This window comes from Bacillus sp. KICET-3 (assembly GCF_033261025.1).
GTDB classification, from domain to species: domain Bacteria; phylum Bacillota; class Bacilli; order Bacillales; family Bacillaceae; genus Bacillus; species Bacillus sonorensis.
Genome location: NZ_CP137345.1, coordinates 3,436,816 through 3,451,940 on the forward strand (window position 1 = coordinate 3,436,816; position 15,125 = coordinate 3,451,940).

Annotated in this window: 16 protein-coding genes; 2 read left to right on the forward strand and 14 right to left on the reverse strand. The window is 45.6% G+C overall.

The features are described 5' to 3' along the window. Nucleotides 1-8: 8 nt before the first annotated feature. The 13 genes from motS to R5H20_RS17565 form a co-directional block, all read right to left on the reverse strand. Complete coding sequence (gene motS, locus R5H20_RS17505; protein ID WP_006638022.1) at nucleotides 9-704, reverse strand: flagellar motor protein MotS; 696 nt, start codon at nucleotides 702-704, stop codon at nucleotides 9-11. Then, on the reverse strand, nucleotides 694-1,506 hold the full coding sequence (motP, locus tag R5H20_RS17510) for a flagellar motor protein MotP (RefSeq protein ID WP_006638023.1): 813 nt from the start codon (nucleotides 1,504-1,506) through the stop codon (nucleotides 694-696). The genes motS and motP overlap by 11 nt, the downstream gene beginning before the upstream one ends. Nucleotides 1,507-1,601: 95 nt before the next feature. Continuing rightward, a complete protein-coding gene (gene ccpA, locus R5H20_RS17515) occupies nucleotides 1,602-2,606 on the reverse strand; it encodes a catabolite control protein A (RefSeq protein WP_006638024.1) in 1,005 nt (334 codons plus the stop codon). Between the two features lie 319 nt (nucleotides 2,607-2,925). Further along, nucleotides 2,926-4,002, reverse strand: coding sequence for a bifunctional 3-deoxy-7-phosphoheptulonate synthase/chorismate mutase (locus tag R5H20_RS17520; RefSeq protein WP_006638025.1), 1,077 nt, complete (start codon nucleotides 4,000-4,002; stop codon nucleotides 2,926-2,928). A 243-nt stretch (nucleotides 4,003-4,245) separates the two neighbouring features. Beyond that, nucleotides 4,246-4,614: a hemolysin XhlA family protein gene (locus R5H20_RS17525; protein WP_254726425.1), complete on the reverse strand. Its 369-nt coding sequence runs from the start codon at nucleotides 4,612-4,614 to the stop codon at nucleotides 4,246-4,248. A gap of 151 nt (nucleotides 4,615-4,765) precedes the next feature. After that, nucleotides 4,766-5,089, reverse strand: a complete 324-nt coding sequence (gene ytxJ, locus R5H20_RS17530) for a bacillithiol system redox-active protein YtxJ (protein WP_006638027.1) — start codon at nucleotides 5,087-5,089, stop codon at nucleotides 4,766-4,768. 25 nt (nucleotides 5,090-5,114) lie between these two features. Further along, complete coding sequence (locus R5H20_RS17535) at nucleotides 5,115-5,513, reverse strand: YtxH domain-containing protein (RefSeq protein ID WP_006638028.1); 399 nt, start codon at nucleotides 5,511-5,513, stop codon at nucleotides 5,115-5,117. 3 nt (nucleotides 5,514-5,516) lie between these two features. Further along, entirely contained in the window at nucleotides 5,517-5,939 is a 423-nt protein-coding gene (locus tag R5H20_RS17540) for a DUF948 domain-containing protein (protein ID WP_006638029.1), read from the reverse strand. Nucleotides 5,940-6,108: 169 nt separating this feature from the next. After that, nucleotides 6,109-7,407: a UDP-N-acetylmuramate--L-alanine ligase gene (gene murC / locus R5H20_RS17545; RefSeq protein WP_006638030.1), complete on the reverse strand. Its 1,299-nt coding sequence runs from the start codon at nucleotides 7,405-7,407 to the stop codon at nucleotides 6,109-6,111. A gap of 281 nt (nucleotides 7,408-7,688) precedes the next feature. Next, complete coding sequence (locus R5H20_RS17550; RefSeq protein ID WP_088272774.1) at nucleotides 7,689-10,727, reverse strand: DNA translocase FtsK; 3,039 nt, start codon at nucleotides 10,725-10,727, stop codon at nucleotides 7,689-7,691. Between the two features lie 176 nt (nucleotides 10,728-10,903). Further along, nucleotides 10,904-11,509 (reverse strand): YtpR family tRNA-binding protein, encoded by a 606-nt coding sequence (ytpR, locus tag R5H20_RS17555; protein WP_006636162.1) that lies wholly within the window; start codon nucleotides 11,507-11,509, stop codon nucleotides 10,904-10,906. A gap of 17 nt (nucleotides 11,510-11,526) precedes the next feature. Further along, on the reverse strand, nucleotides 11,527-12,336 hold the full coding sequence (locus R5H20_RS17560; RefSeq protein ID WP_029419178.1) for a DUF1444 domain-containing protein: 810 nt from the start codon (nucleotides 12,334-12,336) through the stop codon (nucleotides 11,527-11,529). Between the two features lie 19 nt (nucleotides 12,337-12,355). Next, complete coding sequence (locus tag R5H20_RS17565; protein ID WP_006636160.1) at nucleotides 12,356-12,676, reverse strand: thioredoxin family protein; 321 nt, start codon at nucleotides 12,674-12,676, stop codon at nucleotides 12,356-12,358. 288 nt (nucleotides 12,677-12,964) lie between these two features. Between R5H20_RS17565 and R5H20_RS17570 the strand changes: the two genes are divergently transcribed. Further along, nucleotides 12,965-13,411, forward strand: coding sequence for a YtoQ family protein (locus R5H20_RS17570; protein WP_006636159.1), 447 nt, complete (start codon nucleotides 12,965-12,967; stop codon nucleotides 13,409-13,411). Nucleotides 13,412-13,575: 164 nt separating this feature from the next. On the opposite strand, the gene R5H20_RS17575 is transcribed toward R5H20_RS17570, so the two are convergent. Then, on the reverse strand, nucleotides 13,576-14,649 hold the full coding sequence (locus tag R5H20_RS17575; RefSeq protein ID WP_006636158.1) for a M42 family metallopeptidase: 1,074 nt from the start codon (nucleotides 14,647-14,649) through the stop codon (nucleotides 13,576-13,578). Nucleotides 14,650-14,787: 138 nt separating this feature from the next. Between R5H20_RS17575 and R5H20_RS17580 the strand changes: the two genes are divergently transcribed. After that, nucleotides 14,788-15,102: a PepSY domain-containing protein gene (locus R5H20_RS17580; protein ID WP_006636157.1), complete on the forward strand. Its 315-nt coding sequence runs from the start codon at nucleotides 14,788-14,790 to the stop codon at nucleotides 15,100-15,102. The last annotated feature ends 23 nt before the right edge of the window (nucleotides 15,103-15,125 follow it).

Sequence of the window (15,125 nt, forward strand, 5' to 3'; positions counted from 1 at the left end):
CAAGGCCTTTAATCCGTCTTATTCGATTTGCCGATTACGATCTCGACACGCCGGTTTTCCTTCATATGGCTTTCCGTTCGATTATCTCTGACCGGTTTTGTATCGGCATATCCGACCGCAAGAAAGCGTGAAGAATCGAGTTTTTCTATTGCCGTAAAATAGCCGATGACAGTGCTCGCCCTTGCCGCGGAAAGCTCCCAGTTGGACGGAAAACGGTATGTTGAAATCGGCCGGCTGTCTGTATGCCCCTCGACCCTGATCGGGTTGGAGACCGTTTTTAGCAAAACCGCGATTTTATGCAAGAGCGGGTATGCCTGGTCTTTGATATCCGCTTTTCCGGAATCAAAGAGAACCGCTTCCTGCATGACGAGAACGACGCCCCGCTCGTCGCGTTTGGCGGTAATCAGGCTTGACAGCTGATTTTTTTCGATATAGTCGTTGATTTTCTTTAATAAATCATCTTCACTATGTTTCGTTTTTTTCTTATGTTGTCCATCTGCTTTTTGTTCCAAGGCAGCCTTTTCATCTCCTCTTTCCTGAAAGGATCCGACTGCAGCCTTAAATTTATGCAAATCGATTTGCGACATCGAAAATAGCAAAATAAAGAACACGAGAATCAGCGTAATCAAGTCCGAAAAGGTAATGATCCAAGCGGACGATTTGCGTCCGGGTTCACGCCTGTTTCTCTCACGTCTAAGCTTCATGGGCTTTACCCTTTATGTTTTCCGCCTGTTTTTGTCTCCATTCCTCCTTGGAGCTGAATACGACGAGTTCGCTTTCGAGATTTCGCGGATTTCTTCCTGATTGAATGCCGATGATCCCTTCGATCATTACCTGCTTCTTAAAGATTTCGGCTTCCGTCTTTTCTTCAAGCTTTGCGGCGATTGGAATAAACAGCATGTTTGATAAAAGAGAGCCATAAAGCGTTGTTAATAAGGCGACGGCCATATTCGGGCCGAGGGTCTCGGGTTTGTTCAAATTTTTGAGCATCAAGACCAGTCCGACGAGAGTCCCGATCATTCCCCACGCAGGTGCAAACTCTCCCGCTTTTTCAAAAATCCTTCTTCCCTTTCTGTGCCTTTCCTCCATCGCTGCAATTTCGGAGTTCATGACATTCCGGATCGTTTCCTCGTCCCAGCCGTCTATGGCAAGCAGCAAACCTTTTTTCAAAAATGGATCTTTCATTTCATGAATATTGGCGTCCAATGATAAAAGCCCCTGTTTCCTCGCCTGCTCGGAAAGGTTGACAAATGTTTTGACCAGGTCCCTTATGTCATCATCTTCTGAAATAAACGCCTGCTTCAGTACTGCCGGCGCTCTTTTCAGATCCTTTGGAGAAAAGCTGATAAAGACGGCTGCACATAATCCGCCCGTGACGATCAGAAAAGACGTAACATCAATAAATGAATAAAATCCGGAAAGGCCTGCTCCCGATATCACGCCGGCCGCCAAAATGAAAATGCCCAACAGCAATCCGACTGGTGTAAGATAATCAAAACGTTTCATCTTTTTACATTCTCTCCAGCTCAAGGAAAAGAAAGCAAGACATTCACGAAAAAAACTGTGAAAACTTGCTTTCTTTCTTGTTTATTTTTATTTTTTTAGGATTTCGTAGACTGTCTTTGTTCAATCCGGTGCGGAAGCTGTACGATATGCTCTTCGACCTCTTCCTTATTCATCAGTTTTGTTAAAAGTCTCATCGCGACGGCGCCGATATCGTATGTCGGCTGGACAACTGTTGTGAGCTGTGGACGGACCATCAGCGACAGACGTGTATTATCAAATCCGACCACTTCAAGATCTTCCGGAATGGAAAGCCCCTTATCCTGTGCCGCATGGATGATCCCAAGCGCCATCTCATCTGTGGCAGAAATAACAGCCGTCGGTTTTTCATCAAGCTTCATGAGCGTCTCAAGCGCCTCCATGCCGGAATCATATGTATAATCGCCTTCAGCAACATACTCTTCCTTGAATTCAAGACCTTTATCTTGAAGGGCTCTTTTAAAACCTTGAAGCTTTTTGACTTTATTAATCGGTTCTTGCAGCGGGCCTGATACAAATGCTAAACGCTTATGGCCCTTTTCTATCAGCATGCTTGCCGCATCATAAATCGCCTGTTCATAATCAATCGCAACTGACGGCGTTTCGCCTTTTTCTTCAACAGATGCCGCAAGGACGATCGGAACCGGAGAACGCTTGAATTCTTCAACATGGTCTTCCGTTACATGGCCGCTCATGAACACGATGCCGTCGACCTGCTTTCCAAGCATCGTATTGAGCAGGTGCAGTTCTTTGTCCATATTTTGATCAGAGTTGCTCAAAATAATATTGTACTTGTACATTGTGGCGATATCTTCGATTCCCCTTGCCAGCTCAGAATAAAAGATGCTGGAGATGTCCGGTATAATCACGCCGACAGTTGTCGTTTTTTTACTTGCAAGACCCCTTGCCACGGCATTGGGACGATAGCCAAGACGCTCGATGGCTTCAAGCACCTTTTTTCGGGTTGTCGGCTTTACGTTCGGATTTCCGTTTACCACTCTGGATACTGTCGCCATACTTACATTTGCTTCTCGTGCTACATCATATATTGTAACATTACTCATTTTAACCACTCCTTCAACTGGGTACACTCTTTTTCTATAGCATAAACATTTTCATGTCGAGACATGTCAAAATGTAAAACTTTATGTAAAATAAACAGATCACAAGTTTACATTATTTTTCATTATCATGCAAAACAAAAGGGGTCTCTTTGAAATTATACACGGTTTTACCTAATATGAAAACGTTCCCTTTATTTTTATAATTAATTTAAATGAGAAAAAACAGCTGATTTTGATAAAAATACGACATTTTTCCGACAATTTTTACAGTACACAAAAAAGACCGCTCTGATAAGCGGTCGAAAAAAGGATGAAGCGGTTATGCTTTGACTTGTACAAGCGGCTTCAGTTCATTCAGCCATTTTTCAAACGTTGGAATATCCATTTGCTGTGCAGAATCTGAAAGAGCAACAGATGGATCTGGATGAACTTCGGCCATTACGCCGTCAGCACCGATCGCAAGTGCTGCTTTTGCAGTTGGAAGCAGCAGGTCGCGACGTCCGGTTGAATGGGTGACATCAACGAATACTGGAAGGTGTGTTTCCTGTTTAAGAATCGGCACAGCCGAAATATCGAGCGTGTTTCTTGTCGCCGTTTCATACGTTCTAATTCCGCGCTCGCAAAGGATGATTTGATCATTTCCTTGGGAAATGATGTATTCTGCAGCATTGATGAATTCTTTCAGCGTAGCGGCAAGACCGCGTTTTAATAGAACAGGCTTTTTCACAGAGCCGGCCGCTTTCAGCAGCTCAAAGTTTTGCATGTTGCGGGCGCCGATTTGGATGACATCAATGTAATCGATCGCTTCTTCAATATGCGCCGGATTCACGATTTCGCTGATGACGGCCAGATCATATTCGTCAGCTACACGCTTTAAAATCTTTAGGCCTTCAACACCGAGCCCCTGGAAATCATAAGGGCTTGTACGCGGTTTAAATGCGCCGCCGCGAAGAAGTTTCAAGCCTTGTTTTTTAGCTGCAGCTGCGACTTCGGCCACTTGTTCATAGCTTTCAACAGCACATGGACCGACAATAAATCTTTGTTCACCGTCGCCGATTTTTTCACCTTTCAGATCAACAATCGTATTTTCAGGCTTTTTCTTCCGGGAGACGAGAAGGGCTTTGCTGTGGTCATCTTCCTGAAGCTCCAGCCCGGCTTTGAAAATTTCCTTGAAAATATGCTGAATGGTAGAATCTTCAAACGGACCATCATTATTTTCAATAATGCTGTTCAGCATCGTTCTTTCTCTGACAGGATCATAGCGGTTGATTCCTTGCGCTTCCTTCGCTTTTCCAATCTCCTGAACGATTCTGCCCCGCTCATTAATTAATTTTAAAATCTGCAAGTTCAATTCGTTTGCCTGCTGCCTCAGCAAATCAAGTTCAGTATTGCTCATGTTATCCATCCTTTCTTTTGGCTTCACCCTATTAAAATCAGAATGAGTTCAATTGATTTAGGGTTAATTATAAACAATGTTTCTTAAAATGTCACGAAAAAATTCTTTATTGCCCAAACGCTTTTAAGTGATAAAGTATTGTATGCAGCATATTTAGTGCCGTGTATGCTTTTAGCCTGTATTTTTTAAAGAAGAAAGGATGATTTTAGCATAAAAAAAAAGAATCAATCATGATTTGATTCTTCAGCTTGATTTTCTCTTTAGACGCTGTATTTCGGTTTCCGCGGCATAAAACCTTTGGTTTAAAGCATCAGTCTTGTCGTCAACATAGTCGATGATTTTATCTGTATATTGGCCGATGCTTTCAATGACATTCTTCTGAAGCTGTTCCTGTCCCTTTTTCATTTCTTTCATATCATGTTCAATGCTGTCAAGGCGTTGATCCATCCCGTCAAGGCGCTGATCTAGTCCGTCAAGGCGTTGGTCTAGTCCGTCAAGGCGTTGGTCTAGTCCGTCAAGGCGCTGATCTAGTCCGTCAAGGCGCTGATTGATCGGATTGATTTCTTCCTTTAATACGGATTGAAGCATGTCCTTTAATTCGCTGTTCATCATGTCACCTCCCGCTGGCTTTATTATATCGCATTACCACGGTTCGAAACGATGCCTTTTCGCAAAAAGGCATTTCCAAGAGGCAAAAGCCTTAGAATCAGCAAAAAAAGACCAAATCGATGTACGAATTGGTCTTTTTTATGATTTTCCAAATTTATTTGCTGTTTTCTGCAAGAGACTGGGCGGTAATCTGTGAATGGGAAGCGTGCCATTTTACTTTCCCGTTTTTAAAAATGATGGCTTGGGGACTTTCGTGCTTGATGCCGTACTGCTCGGCAATATAGTTTGACAACGGGCGGCTTTCCTGCACCTGTAAATAATAGGCCGGAATGTCTTCATACTGTTTGACGAAGGTTTCAAATTCCTCGAAAGCGCGCCCGCTGATCGGGCATGTCACACTGTGCTTAAAAAAGACGAATGTTCCGTCGTGGTCCAGCTGGTTAAATTCATCCTCTGTTTGAATGAGCTGCTTTGGCATGATGGATCTCCCTTTCCGCGTTCAATTACTGGGCTGTTTCTTGTTCTTTTCCTTCAGCTTTTGTTTCCTCTGCCTCCTCCTCAATAGCAGCAGCAGCATCTTTCTTCACTTCATCAGCCTTTTCAGCTCCCTGGCTCCGCAAATCCCTGACTTTATCCATGAGCTGTGCTGATTGATCGGCTACACGCTGTGAAATGGAAGATGTTTTGTCTTTTGCAATGCTGACATATTCTGCGCCTTTTTCCTTCGCTTCGTTCGTCAGCCTTCCGGTTTTATCCTTGATCACAGCGGCCTGATTGCCAAGGTCGTTGCGAAGCTCCTTGCCTGATTTCGGCGCCATAAGCAATGCCGCCGCTGCTCCGATGATTCCGCCTACGAATGTGCCGATGAGAAAATCTTTAGTATTCATTCCTTCTTTGCTCATTTTTTATTCCTCCTCCATCTTCTTTCTCTTCCATTTATTCCAAATTTCCAAAGCTGCATTGCTCCAGCTCACAACTTGAGAAATTTTTTCCCGGTTTTGTTCCGCTGCTGACGTAACAGAGTCAGACACCTGCTGAATCGAAGCGTTAAATTGCCGGACTGATGTTCCGACCTCCTGAACCGCATCTACCACCGTGTTCAGCTTCAGCGATTTTTCCTGAATGTCATCCGCCAGACGATTTGTCTTATGAAGGAGCTCCGCCGTTTCAGCGGTCACGCTTTTCATCTGGCCTTCAAGCCCCTCTAATGTCGATGCCACGTTCGTAAGCGTCATTTGAAGCGATTTTAACGTTTTTGATAAGTAGATTACTAAAATAAGAAAAGCAACAGCAATGAGTGCAGCGCTTAAATAAAGAATAATAATCATCTAATCCTCCTTACATTCGGGCTTACAATGATCTGTTTACCCAATAGGCAGAATTGTAAACCTCATTCCTATATATTTTTTCTACGCGGACAAATGAATTCCTTTCGCCGAATGCCCGCCTTATATGTACAAAAAAGCAGCGGATTGGACTCACACTGCCTTTTTTATGCTATGCTAATACATTTTCATATGCTCTTAAATATTTTTGAATGTCTCCGGCTCCCATGAAAATCAGAACTCCGTTTTCATGCTTCTTTAAAACGGATGTGTCATGTTCATCGATAAGCTTCGCCTCGCCGATTTTTTCCTGCAGATCGCCGATTGTCAGCTTTCCTGCGTTTTCGCGGGCTGAACCGAAGATGTCGCAAAGATAAATATAATCGGCTTTTTTCAGACTTTCCGCAAATTCATTCAGGAAAGACTGCGTCCGCGTAAACGTGTGCGGCTGAAACACCGCAACGATCTCCCGGTCCGGGTACTTCTGCCTTGCCGCTTCAATCGTTACCTTGATTTCAGTCGGATGATGGGCATAGTCATCAATCAGTACTTGATTGCCGACAATTTTTTCATTAAATCTCCGCTTTACGCCCCGGAATGTTTTCAGCCCTTCTTTAATAATATCGACATCCACCTGCTCATAATGGCAAAGCGCAATAACGGCCAAAGCGTTCAGGACGTTATGGCTTCCGTAAGCAGGTATATAGAACGTGTCATAGAATGTATTTCTGACAAAAACATCGAAGGTGGTGCCTTCCGTATTTTTGATGACATTTCTCGCCTGAAAATCGTTTTCCTCCGCAAAGCCGTAGTATACGACAGGAACGTTGGCGTGAATCTTCATCAAGTATTCATCATCTCCGCACGCGATGATCCCTTTATTCACCTGGAGGGCCATCGTTTGGAAGGCATCGAACACATCATCGATATTTGCAAAATAGTCAGGATGGTCAAAATCGATATTTGTCATGATTGCATAATCCGGTTGATAGCTGAGAAAATGCCTGCGGTACTCACAAGCTTCAAGCACAAAATATTCGCTGTTTGTGCTGCCTTTTCCTGTGCCGTCTCCGATTAAATAAGATGTCGGCTTTGCTTTTTGAATGACATGTGAAAGCAGTCCTGTCGTTGATGTTTTTCCGTGCGCACCGGTTACAGCGATGCTTGTGAACTTTTTCAGATAGTCACCGAGAAATTTATGATACCGGACAACAGGAAGCCCTTCTGCATGGGCTTTTTCAATTTCCGGATGTGTATCGGCAAAGGCGTTCCCCGCAATAACGGTCATTCCCGGCTTAATGTTGTCGGGATCAAAAGGGTAAATGGGAATGTTTCTTTCTTCTAACGCATTCTGTGTAAAAATATACTTTTCGATATCCGATCCTTGGACAGTATATCCATTATCATGGAGAATTTGGGCAAGAGGACTCATACCTGTCCCCTTTATTCCGACAAAATGATAAACAGTCATAATTGTACCTCCAACAAACGTCTATCTGCTTCCCAGTATATGACGCTTATTTCAATTTGCAACCTAAAGCACGGCCGCATCCATTTTCTTCTCATTGTTTGAGCATCAGCTCGATATTTTAGTATCAGACATTTTTAAGTTTGATTAAACCTTAAATGAAGGATTTTCTGCACCCTTCAATAAACATCTAAAAAAATAATTGAAAACGCCGCTGACGGCGCTTTAATTTGCGGCGCGCATAAAAAACGGGAAAAACGCACCCATCTGCTATCATACCATGTTTAGCTGAAAAGTGAACTACTTTCTATCAGCTGTTCCAAATCGGCGCGTGTGATCAGCACTTCTCTCGGCTTGCTTCCTTTTGCTTCCGATATCATGCCTTCTCTCTCCATCATATCGATTAATCTGGCAGCTCTGTTGTAGCCGATGCGGAACCGTCTCTGCAGGCTTGACGTGCTGGCGCTGTTTTGCTCAACGGCAAATTCACACGCCTCCAGAAACAGTTCGTCATGATCAAAGCCAGCCGGATTCTGTCTGATCAATTCTTCCTGCTCAAATAAATAAGACGGTTTCTGCTGCTTTCTGACGTGAGAGACGACCCGGTCGATTTCTTGATCTGATACAAAGTTGCCCTGAAGGCGCACCGGTTTGCCTGATCCATTCTCCAAAAAGAGCATATCCCCTTTTCCAAGCAGCTTTTCCGCCCCGGCCATGTCGATAATCGTTCTGGAATCGACGCCGCTTGAAACGGAAAATGCGATTCTGGTCGGGATATTCGCTTTGATCAAGCCGGTAATGACATCGACCGAAGGACGCTGTGTCGCAATCAGCAGGTGAATGCCGCACGCTCTCGCTTTTTGAGCGATTCGGCAAATGCTTTCTTCGACTTCATTTGGAGCGACCATCATGAGATCGGCCAGCTCATCGATGACGACGACAAGGTATGGCAGTTTTTCACCCATTTTCTCTTCATAAACCTTTTCATTGAATCTCTCGATGCCGCGAACTCCGGAATGGGCGAACAATTCATAGCGCCGCTCCATTTCTTCTACAACCCATTTCAATGCCGCCGTTGCCGCTTTGGCATCCGTAATAACCGGGCTGACAAGATGCGGAATTTCATTATAAGGCGCAAGTTCCACCATTTTAGGATCAATGAGCAGCAGCTTCACCTCTGAAGGGGCCGCTTTAAACAGCAGGCTCACTAAAATCGTGTTGAGACATACGCTTTTTCCGGACCCTGTGGCGCCCGCAATTAAACCATGAGGCATTTTTTTCAGATCGGCCACGACGGGTTTTCCGGAAATGTCGAGCCCGAGAGCTGCTGTTAAAGGAGACGGATTCGTTCTAAATTCCGGGCTCCTGATCATTTCACGCAAGTACACCATCTTGCTATGTAGGTTCGGCACTTCGATGCCGATTGTGTTTTTTCCGGGTATCGGCGCTTCAATGCGAATGTCTTTTGCCGATAAGCTGAGTTTGATATCATCTGAAAGATTCGTAATTTTATTGACTTTCACTCCCGGCTCCGGATGCACTTCAAATCTAGTCACCGAAGGACCTTGTGTGACATGGACGACATGTGCTTTGACATTAAAGTTTTCAAGCGTCACATCCAAAAGCTCCCGCTGCTCGTTTACCCATGCTTGATCGCCCTGTTTTTGGGCGGGAGGAACATCTAGGAGCGCCAAGTTGGGGAACTCATACCCGCCGGAAGCGTTTGAAGGTGTTCCTTTTTGTTTGTCAGAAGCCAGCATCATGACATTAAACGGTACGGCGGAAGATCCGCGCTGCGGTTTTGATTCGGCGGAAGATCCGTTCTTTTCACGGCCCGTCTTCGAATCAGAAAAGAACCGCTGCTTTTGATTTTCATCAGCTTCCTGTCCGGCGTCCTCTGCTCTTTCTTTCGCAAACAACTCCGGCTCATCTGCATTTGTTTCTGCCCGTTCCGGCGCTTCGCCGGCTGCCGCGTCCTTGTCAGAATCGTCTTCATGTTGAACATCAGCTTCTGAAATCGCTTCGTTCTCAAGAACAGCCTCCTGTTCATACGGCATCTTTGGTTCATCAGGGGTACTGATTGATGCTATCAAAGGTTCCTCTTGCGTGCTTTTATGCGGCAGAGACTCAAATGCTGCTGTCTCTTTCTCTTCAAAAAAGCTTTGTTCTTTGCCGCTGTCTGCGGGCTCTTGTACAGTTTCATGGGCCTGCGACTGTTCCGCCGGCGCTTCTTTTTCCTCTGGACCGTTTTGTTCTTCATGTGTTTCCGCCAGCGGCGCTTCGCTTGCTGATTCGCCGACAGCCAGGGATTCGGGTTCTGCGGATTCCTGTACAGCTTCATAGGCCTGCGACTGTTCCGCCGGCGCTTCTTTTTCCTCTGGACCTTTTTGTTCTTCATGTGTTTCCGCCAACGGCGCTTCGCTTGCTGATTCGCCGACAGCCAGGGATTCGGGTTCTGCGGATTCCTGTACAGCTTCATGGGCCTGCGACTGTTCCGCCGGCGCTTCTTTTTCCTCTGGACCTTTTTGTTCTTCATGTGTTTCCGCCAGCGGCGCTTCGCTTGCTGATTCGCCGACAGCCAGGGATTCGGGTTCTGCGGATTCCTGTACAGCTTCATAGGCCTGCGACTGTTCCGCCGGCGCCTCTTTTTCCTCTGGACCGTTTTGTTCTTCATGTGTTTCCGCCAGCGGCGCTTCGCTTGCTGATTCGCCGACAGCCAGGGATTCGGGTTCTAACGTTTGTACAGCTTCATGCACAGGAATTTGATCGCTGTTTTGTGTCATTTTTGCGGGCGTTTTCACAGCTTCGGCTTCTGGAAGCGGGAATGGCTGTCTTTCTTCAAAAAAGCGCTGCTCCTTTTCAATTTCCTCTGTGAAAAGCGTCACGCGCTGTTCTTTTTGTTTATTGCTTGTTTTGTTTTTCTGCAAATCATTTGGCTTGACCCTTTTTTGTTCGTGGAAGCCGTAAACTGGCGAAGGAATGACAGACGGTTTAAACGGCCTTTTTGCCGGTTTTTCGGTTTCCTTTCTTGAAAAATCGGAAGGACGCTGCCGGACTGAAGGATTGCTGTAGGATTGGCGGTTCCTTTGCTGGCGTTCCCTGCTGTTTTCCCTTTGCTGCACCTTTTGATCAGGAATCACCGGAAAGCGGAATTTTCCCTTTGGATATTCATAAACGACTTTTGCGTCTGATATTTGCGGCATTTCTTCATTTTCTTCAAAAGACGACCCATATTGCGGCTCTTCTGACATGTTTTTCGTTTTCTTTTCGTTATGTTCATCATCGCCTAAAAACAGGCCGAACATTTTATTAATCCAGCTCATGAATCATCACTCTCTAACTCCCTTAAATTTTTCGGGGACGGTTTTTAGTATACCACTGCTTCATCCGCCAGAAAAGGACAAGGTCCATCCCGTCCGCCGAATAAAAGAGCCGCCAAGTTTTTGACCCAGCGGCTTCTTTCACATGTATTCGAAAGTTTGGTTCATTTTATGCCGTTCTAAAATGTAAAGGCTTCTCCTGCTTCACGGCTGTCGTCAAGGACGAGGATCCCTTTTTCTTTAGGGGCGTCCGGCAGGTTCAATTCTTTTGCCGAGCAGATCATGCCGCTTGACGCCACTCCGCGAAGCTCGGCGTCTTTGATGATGATGCCGCTTGGCATCACGGCTCCGACCTTGGCAACGACGACTTTTTGCCCTGCATCAACATTAGGGGCTCCGCAGACGATTTGCAATGTTTCGTCACCGACATTGACTTTGCAGACGCTCAATTTGTCGGCATTCGGGTGCTTTTCTTTTTCTTCGATATAACCGACGACAAATTTCGGAGAAAGATCAACGGTCAGCTGATCTTTCAATCCGTTGCGGACGAGAATTTCATTAACATCCTGGACAAAGCTTTCAGAAAGCGCGATCGGTCCGTTTTCCGTCACGTTCAAATAAGATGAAGCATGAAAAATATTATAGCCTGATGTTTCCTTTGTTTCTTTATCGAAAATTTTCACGACATCGCCGAAACGTTCAAAATCAATATTCTCGCGCGGGACATCGTTGAGAGAGATGAGAAGCGTATCGCCTACTCCTTCTAAATTATAAAATGCGTTCATCAAAAAATTCCTTTCTGTCATTTCTTTTTTGGGCGGTTTTGAGCCAGAATAAAAATCGGCTCAAGCTTTCCTTCCTCATACAAAAAAGAAAGCGCCGTGATCGGTACCGTTCCGTTTGCAAAAAAGCTCATCGACATTTGCCCAAGAATATCATATCCTGCCTGGTTGCGAATGTCAGCAATGATCAGCACATCCTGATGGGGGATAGAAACCGCGAGGGCTCCTTGGGCTTTTTTTTCATACTCCGTAAGGATCGATTCGTTTAACACACGGCTGGCATCATAACCGTCGTTTGCCCGGAAAAAATAAAACCGGTTATCAGCCACAACGTCTTCCTTGACAACGGTCCGGAGCGAACGGAGATTGAAGGAGGACGTTTCCCTGATCCGTTCCTTCGTCCACCCTTCTTTCTCAAGCATGTTCTCGTCGATCAGCCGGTAGGATTTGCCGAGATCCAGAGCATAATAAATTCTCGTCTCGGCTGTATGCTCGTCGAAAATCAGGGGAATTCCCGCACTGGACTTTTCAGGAAATGACGTCGAACGGATAACGGGATAAATCATGCTTTCCCGCCCTTCCATTTCTTGAGACTGCCCCTTCATTGCCTTTAGCGCTTCTTCAGTATAATAGACGACCTCGTCAATAGCCTCGTCTTTTTTTTGCTCCCATTTGGCGATGATTCCGGGAAGCTCGAGGGTAATGCCTTTTTCAGTGGCCTTGTCTTCAATCCTCAAGGTATCTTTTTCTCTGTCAAAATAAAAGGTCCAGCTTTCATTTTGCAAACGTTTTTTCAGGATATCGGAAAGTTTCCTTGACGTCATTTTCATTGAGGGAACTTCCTTTCTGCTACTTTTTCAAAGAATCGGTCAAAAATTGTTCAATTTCCTCTTTCGTTTTCCGGTCTTTGCTGACAAAACGGCTGATTTCTTTTCCGCTTTTAAATACGAGAAAACTTGGAATCCCGAAAATATCCCACTCAGCACATGTATCGATAAATTTGTCGCGGTCTACATAGTAGAATGTAAACTCGGGATAATTCGCTTCCAGCTCTGGCAAAAACGGTTCGACAAAGCGGCAGTCCGGGCACCAGTCGGCGGAAAACATCAGCAGGGATAAATCATCATTTACAGCTTTTGCAAGTTCTTCATTTGATTCGATTTTTTTCATGATCAACGCCTCCAGTTTATATGTTCTTATCATCCATTCGGATCATACCAGACAACGGGCCGCATAGCCAGATTTTTGCCGCCGGGCTGACCAAGGATGACTTTTCTTTTATGTATCATACCCCTTTTCAGCGGGGAAAATCTGATATGACGCCTGCTTGAAACCTTCTTCCTATCATTAGCATAATTTTTTTGCTTTATCAACCCATTGTCGTTTAACATGGAAGCTGAACGGGTAAAAATATCCGATGAGGTACACAAATCTCAAAACAAGGAAGGAAGAATCCGCATGGAATTTACCGTTTATCTTGCCGGAGAAATACATAGTAACTGGCGCGAAGAAGTGAAAGAAAAAGCAAAATCCCTTAAACTGCCTGTCACATTTGTCGGACCGATGGAAAACCATGAACGATCTGACAACATCGGAGAAGAAATTTTGGGCAAACAGGCGGATCCGGTCGCAACAGATGATGCAGCCTCAGATGTAAACAACTTCAGAACCCAGGTTTTGATGAACAAAGCAGATATCGTCATCGCCCTTTTCGGAGAAAAATACAAGCAGTGGAACACGGCCATGGATGCTTCTTACGCCATTGCAAAGGGAAAACCGCTGATCATTATCCGCCCGAAATCGCTGCATCATCCGCTGAAAGAGCTGTCAAACAAGGCCAATATCACTGTCGAAACCGTGAACCAGGCGATTAAATCGCTGTCATACGTCTTTGAAAGCGAATAACCCGCTAAGAAAAAAACCTGTGCATGTGCACAGGTTTCAGCGTGTCGACAAACCCCCGCATTCGTTGTCAGGCCTGCGCGTCGGTGCTCACGAATTCCAACATTCGCTCCGCTCCGATGCCCGGCCTTCCTAGACTGCAAGGGTTTTCAATCACGCTGATTTGTTCAGTCATTTGCTATAATCGATTTCACCAAGGAACTGTCGCACGCTTTTACCAATTTAATGATCAATTCTTTGGCGGCCAGGTAATCGTCAACATGAATGATGGAGGCCGATGTGTGGATATACCGTGAACAGATTCCGATCACAGCTGAAGGGATTCCTTCGTTTGAAATATGAACGCGGCCCGCATCGGTTCCGCCCGGCGAGACAAAATATTGATACGGAATGTCATTCGATTCAGCTGTATCCAGCACAAAGTTTCTCATTTCACTGTGCATCACCATGGTGCGGTCAAAAATTCTCAAGAGGACGCCTTTTCCGAGCTGACCGAATTGGCTTTTGTCTCCGCCTGCATCATTTGCCGGACTGGCATCAAGCGCAAAAAACAAATCGGGCTGAATCATGTTTGCCGCCGTCTGGGCGCCTCTTGTGCCGACTTCTTCCTGAACGGTCGCCCCGGAATACAGCGTATTCGGAAGCTCTGTGCCGTGCAGCTCTTTCAGCAATTCAATGCTCAGCCCGCAGCCATAGCGATTATCCCACGCTTTCGCCATAATTTTCTTTTCATTCGCCATCGGTGTAAACGGACAGATCGGTACGACCTGCTGTCCCGGCCTGACGCCGATTTTTTCGGCATCTTCGCGGTCATCCGCACCGATGTCGATCATCATGTTTTTGATGTCCATCGGACGCTTCCGCTGTTCATCTGTCAAAAGATGCGGCGGCGTGCTGGCGATAACGCCCGGAATCGGTCCGTTCTCCGTATGAATTTCAACACGCTGGGCCAGAAGAACCTGGCTCCACCATCCACCAAGCGTTTGAAATCGGAGCATTCCATTGTCGGTGATGGAAGTAACCATAAATCCCACTTCATCCATATGGCCGGCCACCATGATTTTCGGGCTGCCTTCACGTCCCTTTCTCACGCCAAACACGCTTCCAAGCCTGTCTTGTATGACCTCGTCGGCATATTTTGCAAGTTCTTTTTTCATAAAAGCTCTGACAAGATGTTCATTGCCGGGGGCGCCTGGAAGTTCGGTCAGCGTTTGAAAAAGCGTTCTCGTTTCCTGATTCATCTGTTTCCCTCTTTTCATATGTATCTCAATCACATTTTACATAAGTGCGCAATAGGTTTCCACAGCAGACCGAATCCTTAACAGAAAAGGACATGTTCTGTATAATGGAAAAAAGAAGCCTTGGAGGTGCCAAAGATTATGAAATTGCGCCATTTTCTGCTCGGAGCCGGAATCGGCATCGCCGCAGCCGTCGCTGTCAAACGGTATGTCATGACGCCTTATATTTCATCAGAGAAAGCGCTGCGGATCGTCAAATCGGCTTTTAAGCAGAGAGGACCAATCGACGGGTCCTGGATCTATACCGTCCCAGAGCCTTATACGGTGAATGGCGAAACCGTCACTGTCTATAAAACGGGGATCACCCGGTCGGTTTTCGGAGAGCTTGAACAATATGAAGTCATGGTTGACGCAAAAACCGGAATGATCGTTGATGTCATTGACACAGCGGCATAATGAAAAAAGATGCGGCTTATGTC

Bases quoted from the DNA above. Each gene is read 5' to 3' on its own strand.
- ccpA (WP_006638024.1), bottom strand. From the start codon at position 2,606: ATGAGTAATGTTACAATATATGATGTAGCACGAGAAGCAAATGTAAGT.
- ytxJ (WP_006638027.1), bottom strand. From the start codon at position 5,089: ATGCCAAAGCAGCTCATTCAAACAGAGGATGAATTTAACCAGCTGGAC.
- R5H20_RS17520 (WP_006638025.1), bottom strand. From the start codon at position 4,002: ATGAGCAATACTGAACTTGATTTGCTGAGGCAGCAGGCAAACGAATTG.
- R5H20_RS17570 (WP_006636159.1), top strand. From the start codon at position 12,965: ATGGAATTTACCGTTTATCTTGCCGGAGAAATACATAGTAACTGGCGC.
- R5H20_RS17535 (WP_006638028.1), bottom strand. From the start codon at position 5,513: ATGAGCAAAGAAGGAATGAATACTAAAGATTTTCTCATCGGCACATTC.
- R5H20_RS17550 (WP_088272774.1), bottom strand. From the start codon at position 10,727: ATGAGCTGGATTAATAAAATGTTCGGCCTGTTTTTAGGCGATGATGAA.
- ytpR (WP_006636162.1), bottom strand. From the start codon at position 11,509: ATGAACGCATTTTATAATTTAGAAGGAGTAGGCGATACGCTTCTCATC.
- R5H20_RS17580 (WP_006636157.1), top strand. From the start codon at position 14,788: ATGAAATTGCGCCATTTTCTGCTCGGAGCCGGAATCGGCATCGCCGCA.
- motS (WP_006638022.1), bottom strand. From the start codon at position 704: ATGAAGCTTAGACGTGAGAGAAACAGGCGTGAACCCGGACGCAAATCG.
- R5H20_RS17565 (WP_006636160.1), bottom strand. From the start codon at position 12,676: ATGAAAAAAATCGAATCAAATGAAGAACTTGCAAAAGCTGTAAATGAT.
- R5H20_RS17525 (WP_254726425.1), bottom strand. From the start codon at position 4,614: ATGATGAACAGCGAATTAAAGGACATGCTTCAATCCGTATTAAAGGAA.
- murC (WP_006638030.1), bottom strand. From the start codon at position 7,407: ATGACTGTTTATCATTTTGTCGGAATAAAGGGGACAGGTATGAGTCCT.
- R5H20_RS17540 (WP_006638029.1), bottom strand. From the start codon at position 5,939: ATGATTATTATTCTTTATTTAAGCGCTGCACTCATTGCTGTTGCTTTT.
- R5H20_RS17575 (WP_006636158.1), bottom strand. From the start codon at position 14,649: ATGAATCAGGAAACGAGAACGCTTTTTCAAACGCTGACCGAACTTCCA.
- motP (WP_006638023.1), bottom strand. From the start codon at position 1,506: ATGAAACGTTTTGATTATCTTACACCAGTCGGATTGCTGTTGGGCATT.
- R5H20_RS17560 (WP_029419178.1), bottom strand. From the start codon at position 12,336: ATGAAAATGACGTCAAGGAAACTTTCCGATATCCTGAAAAAACGTTTG.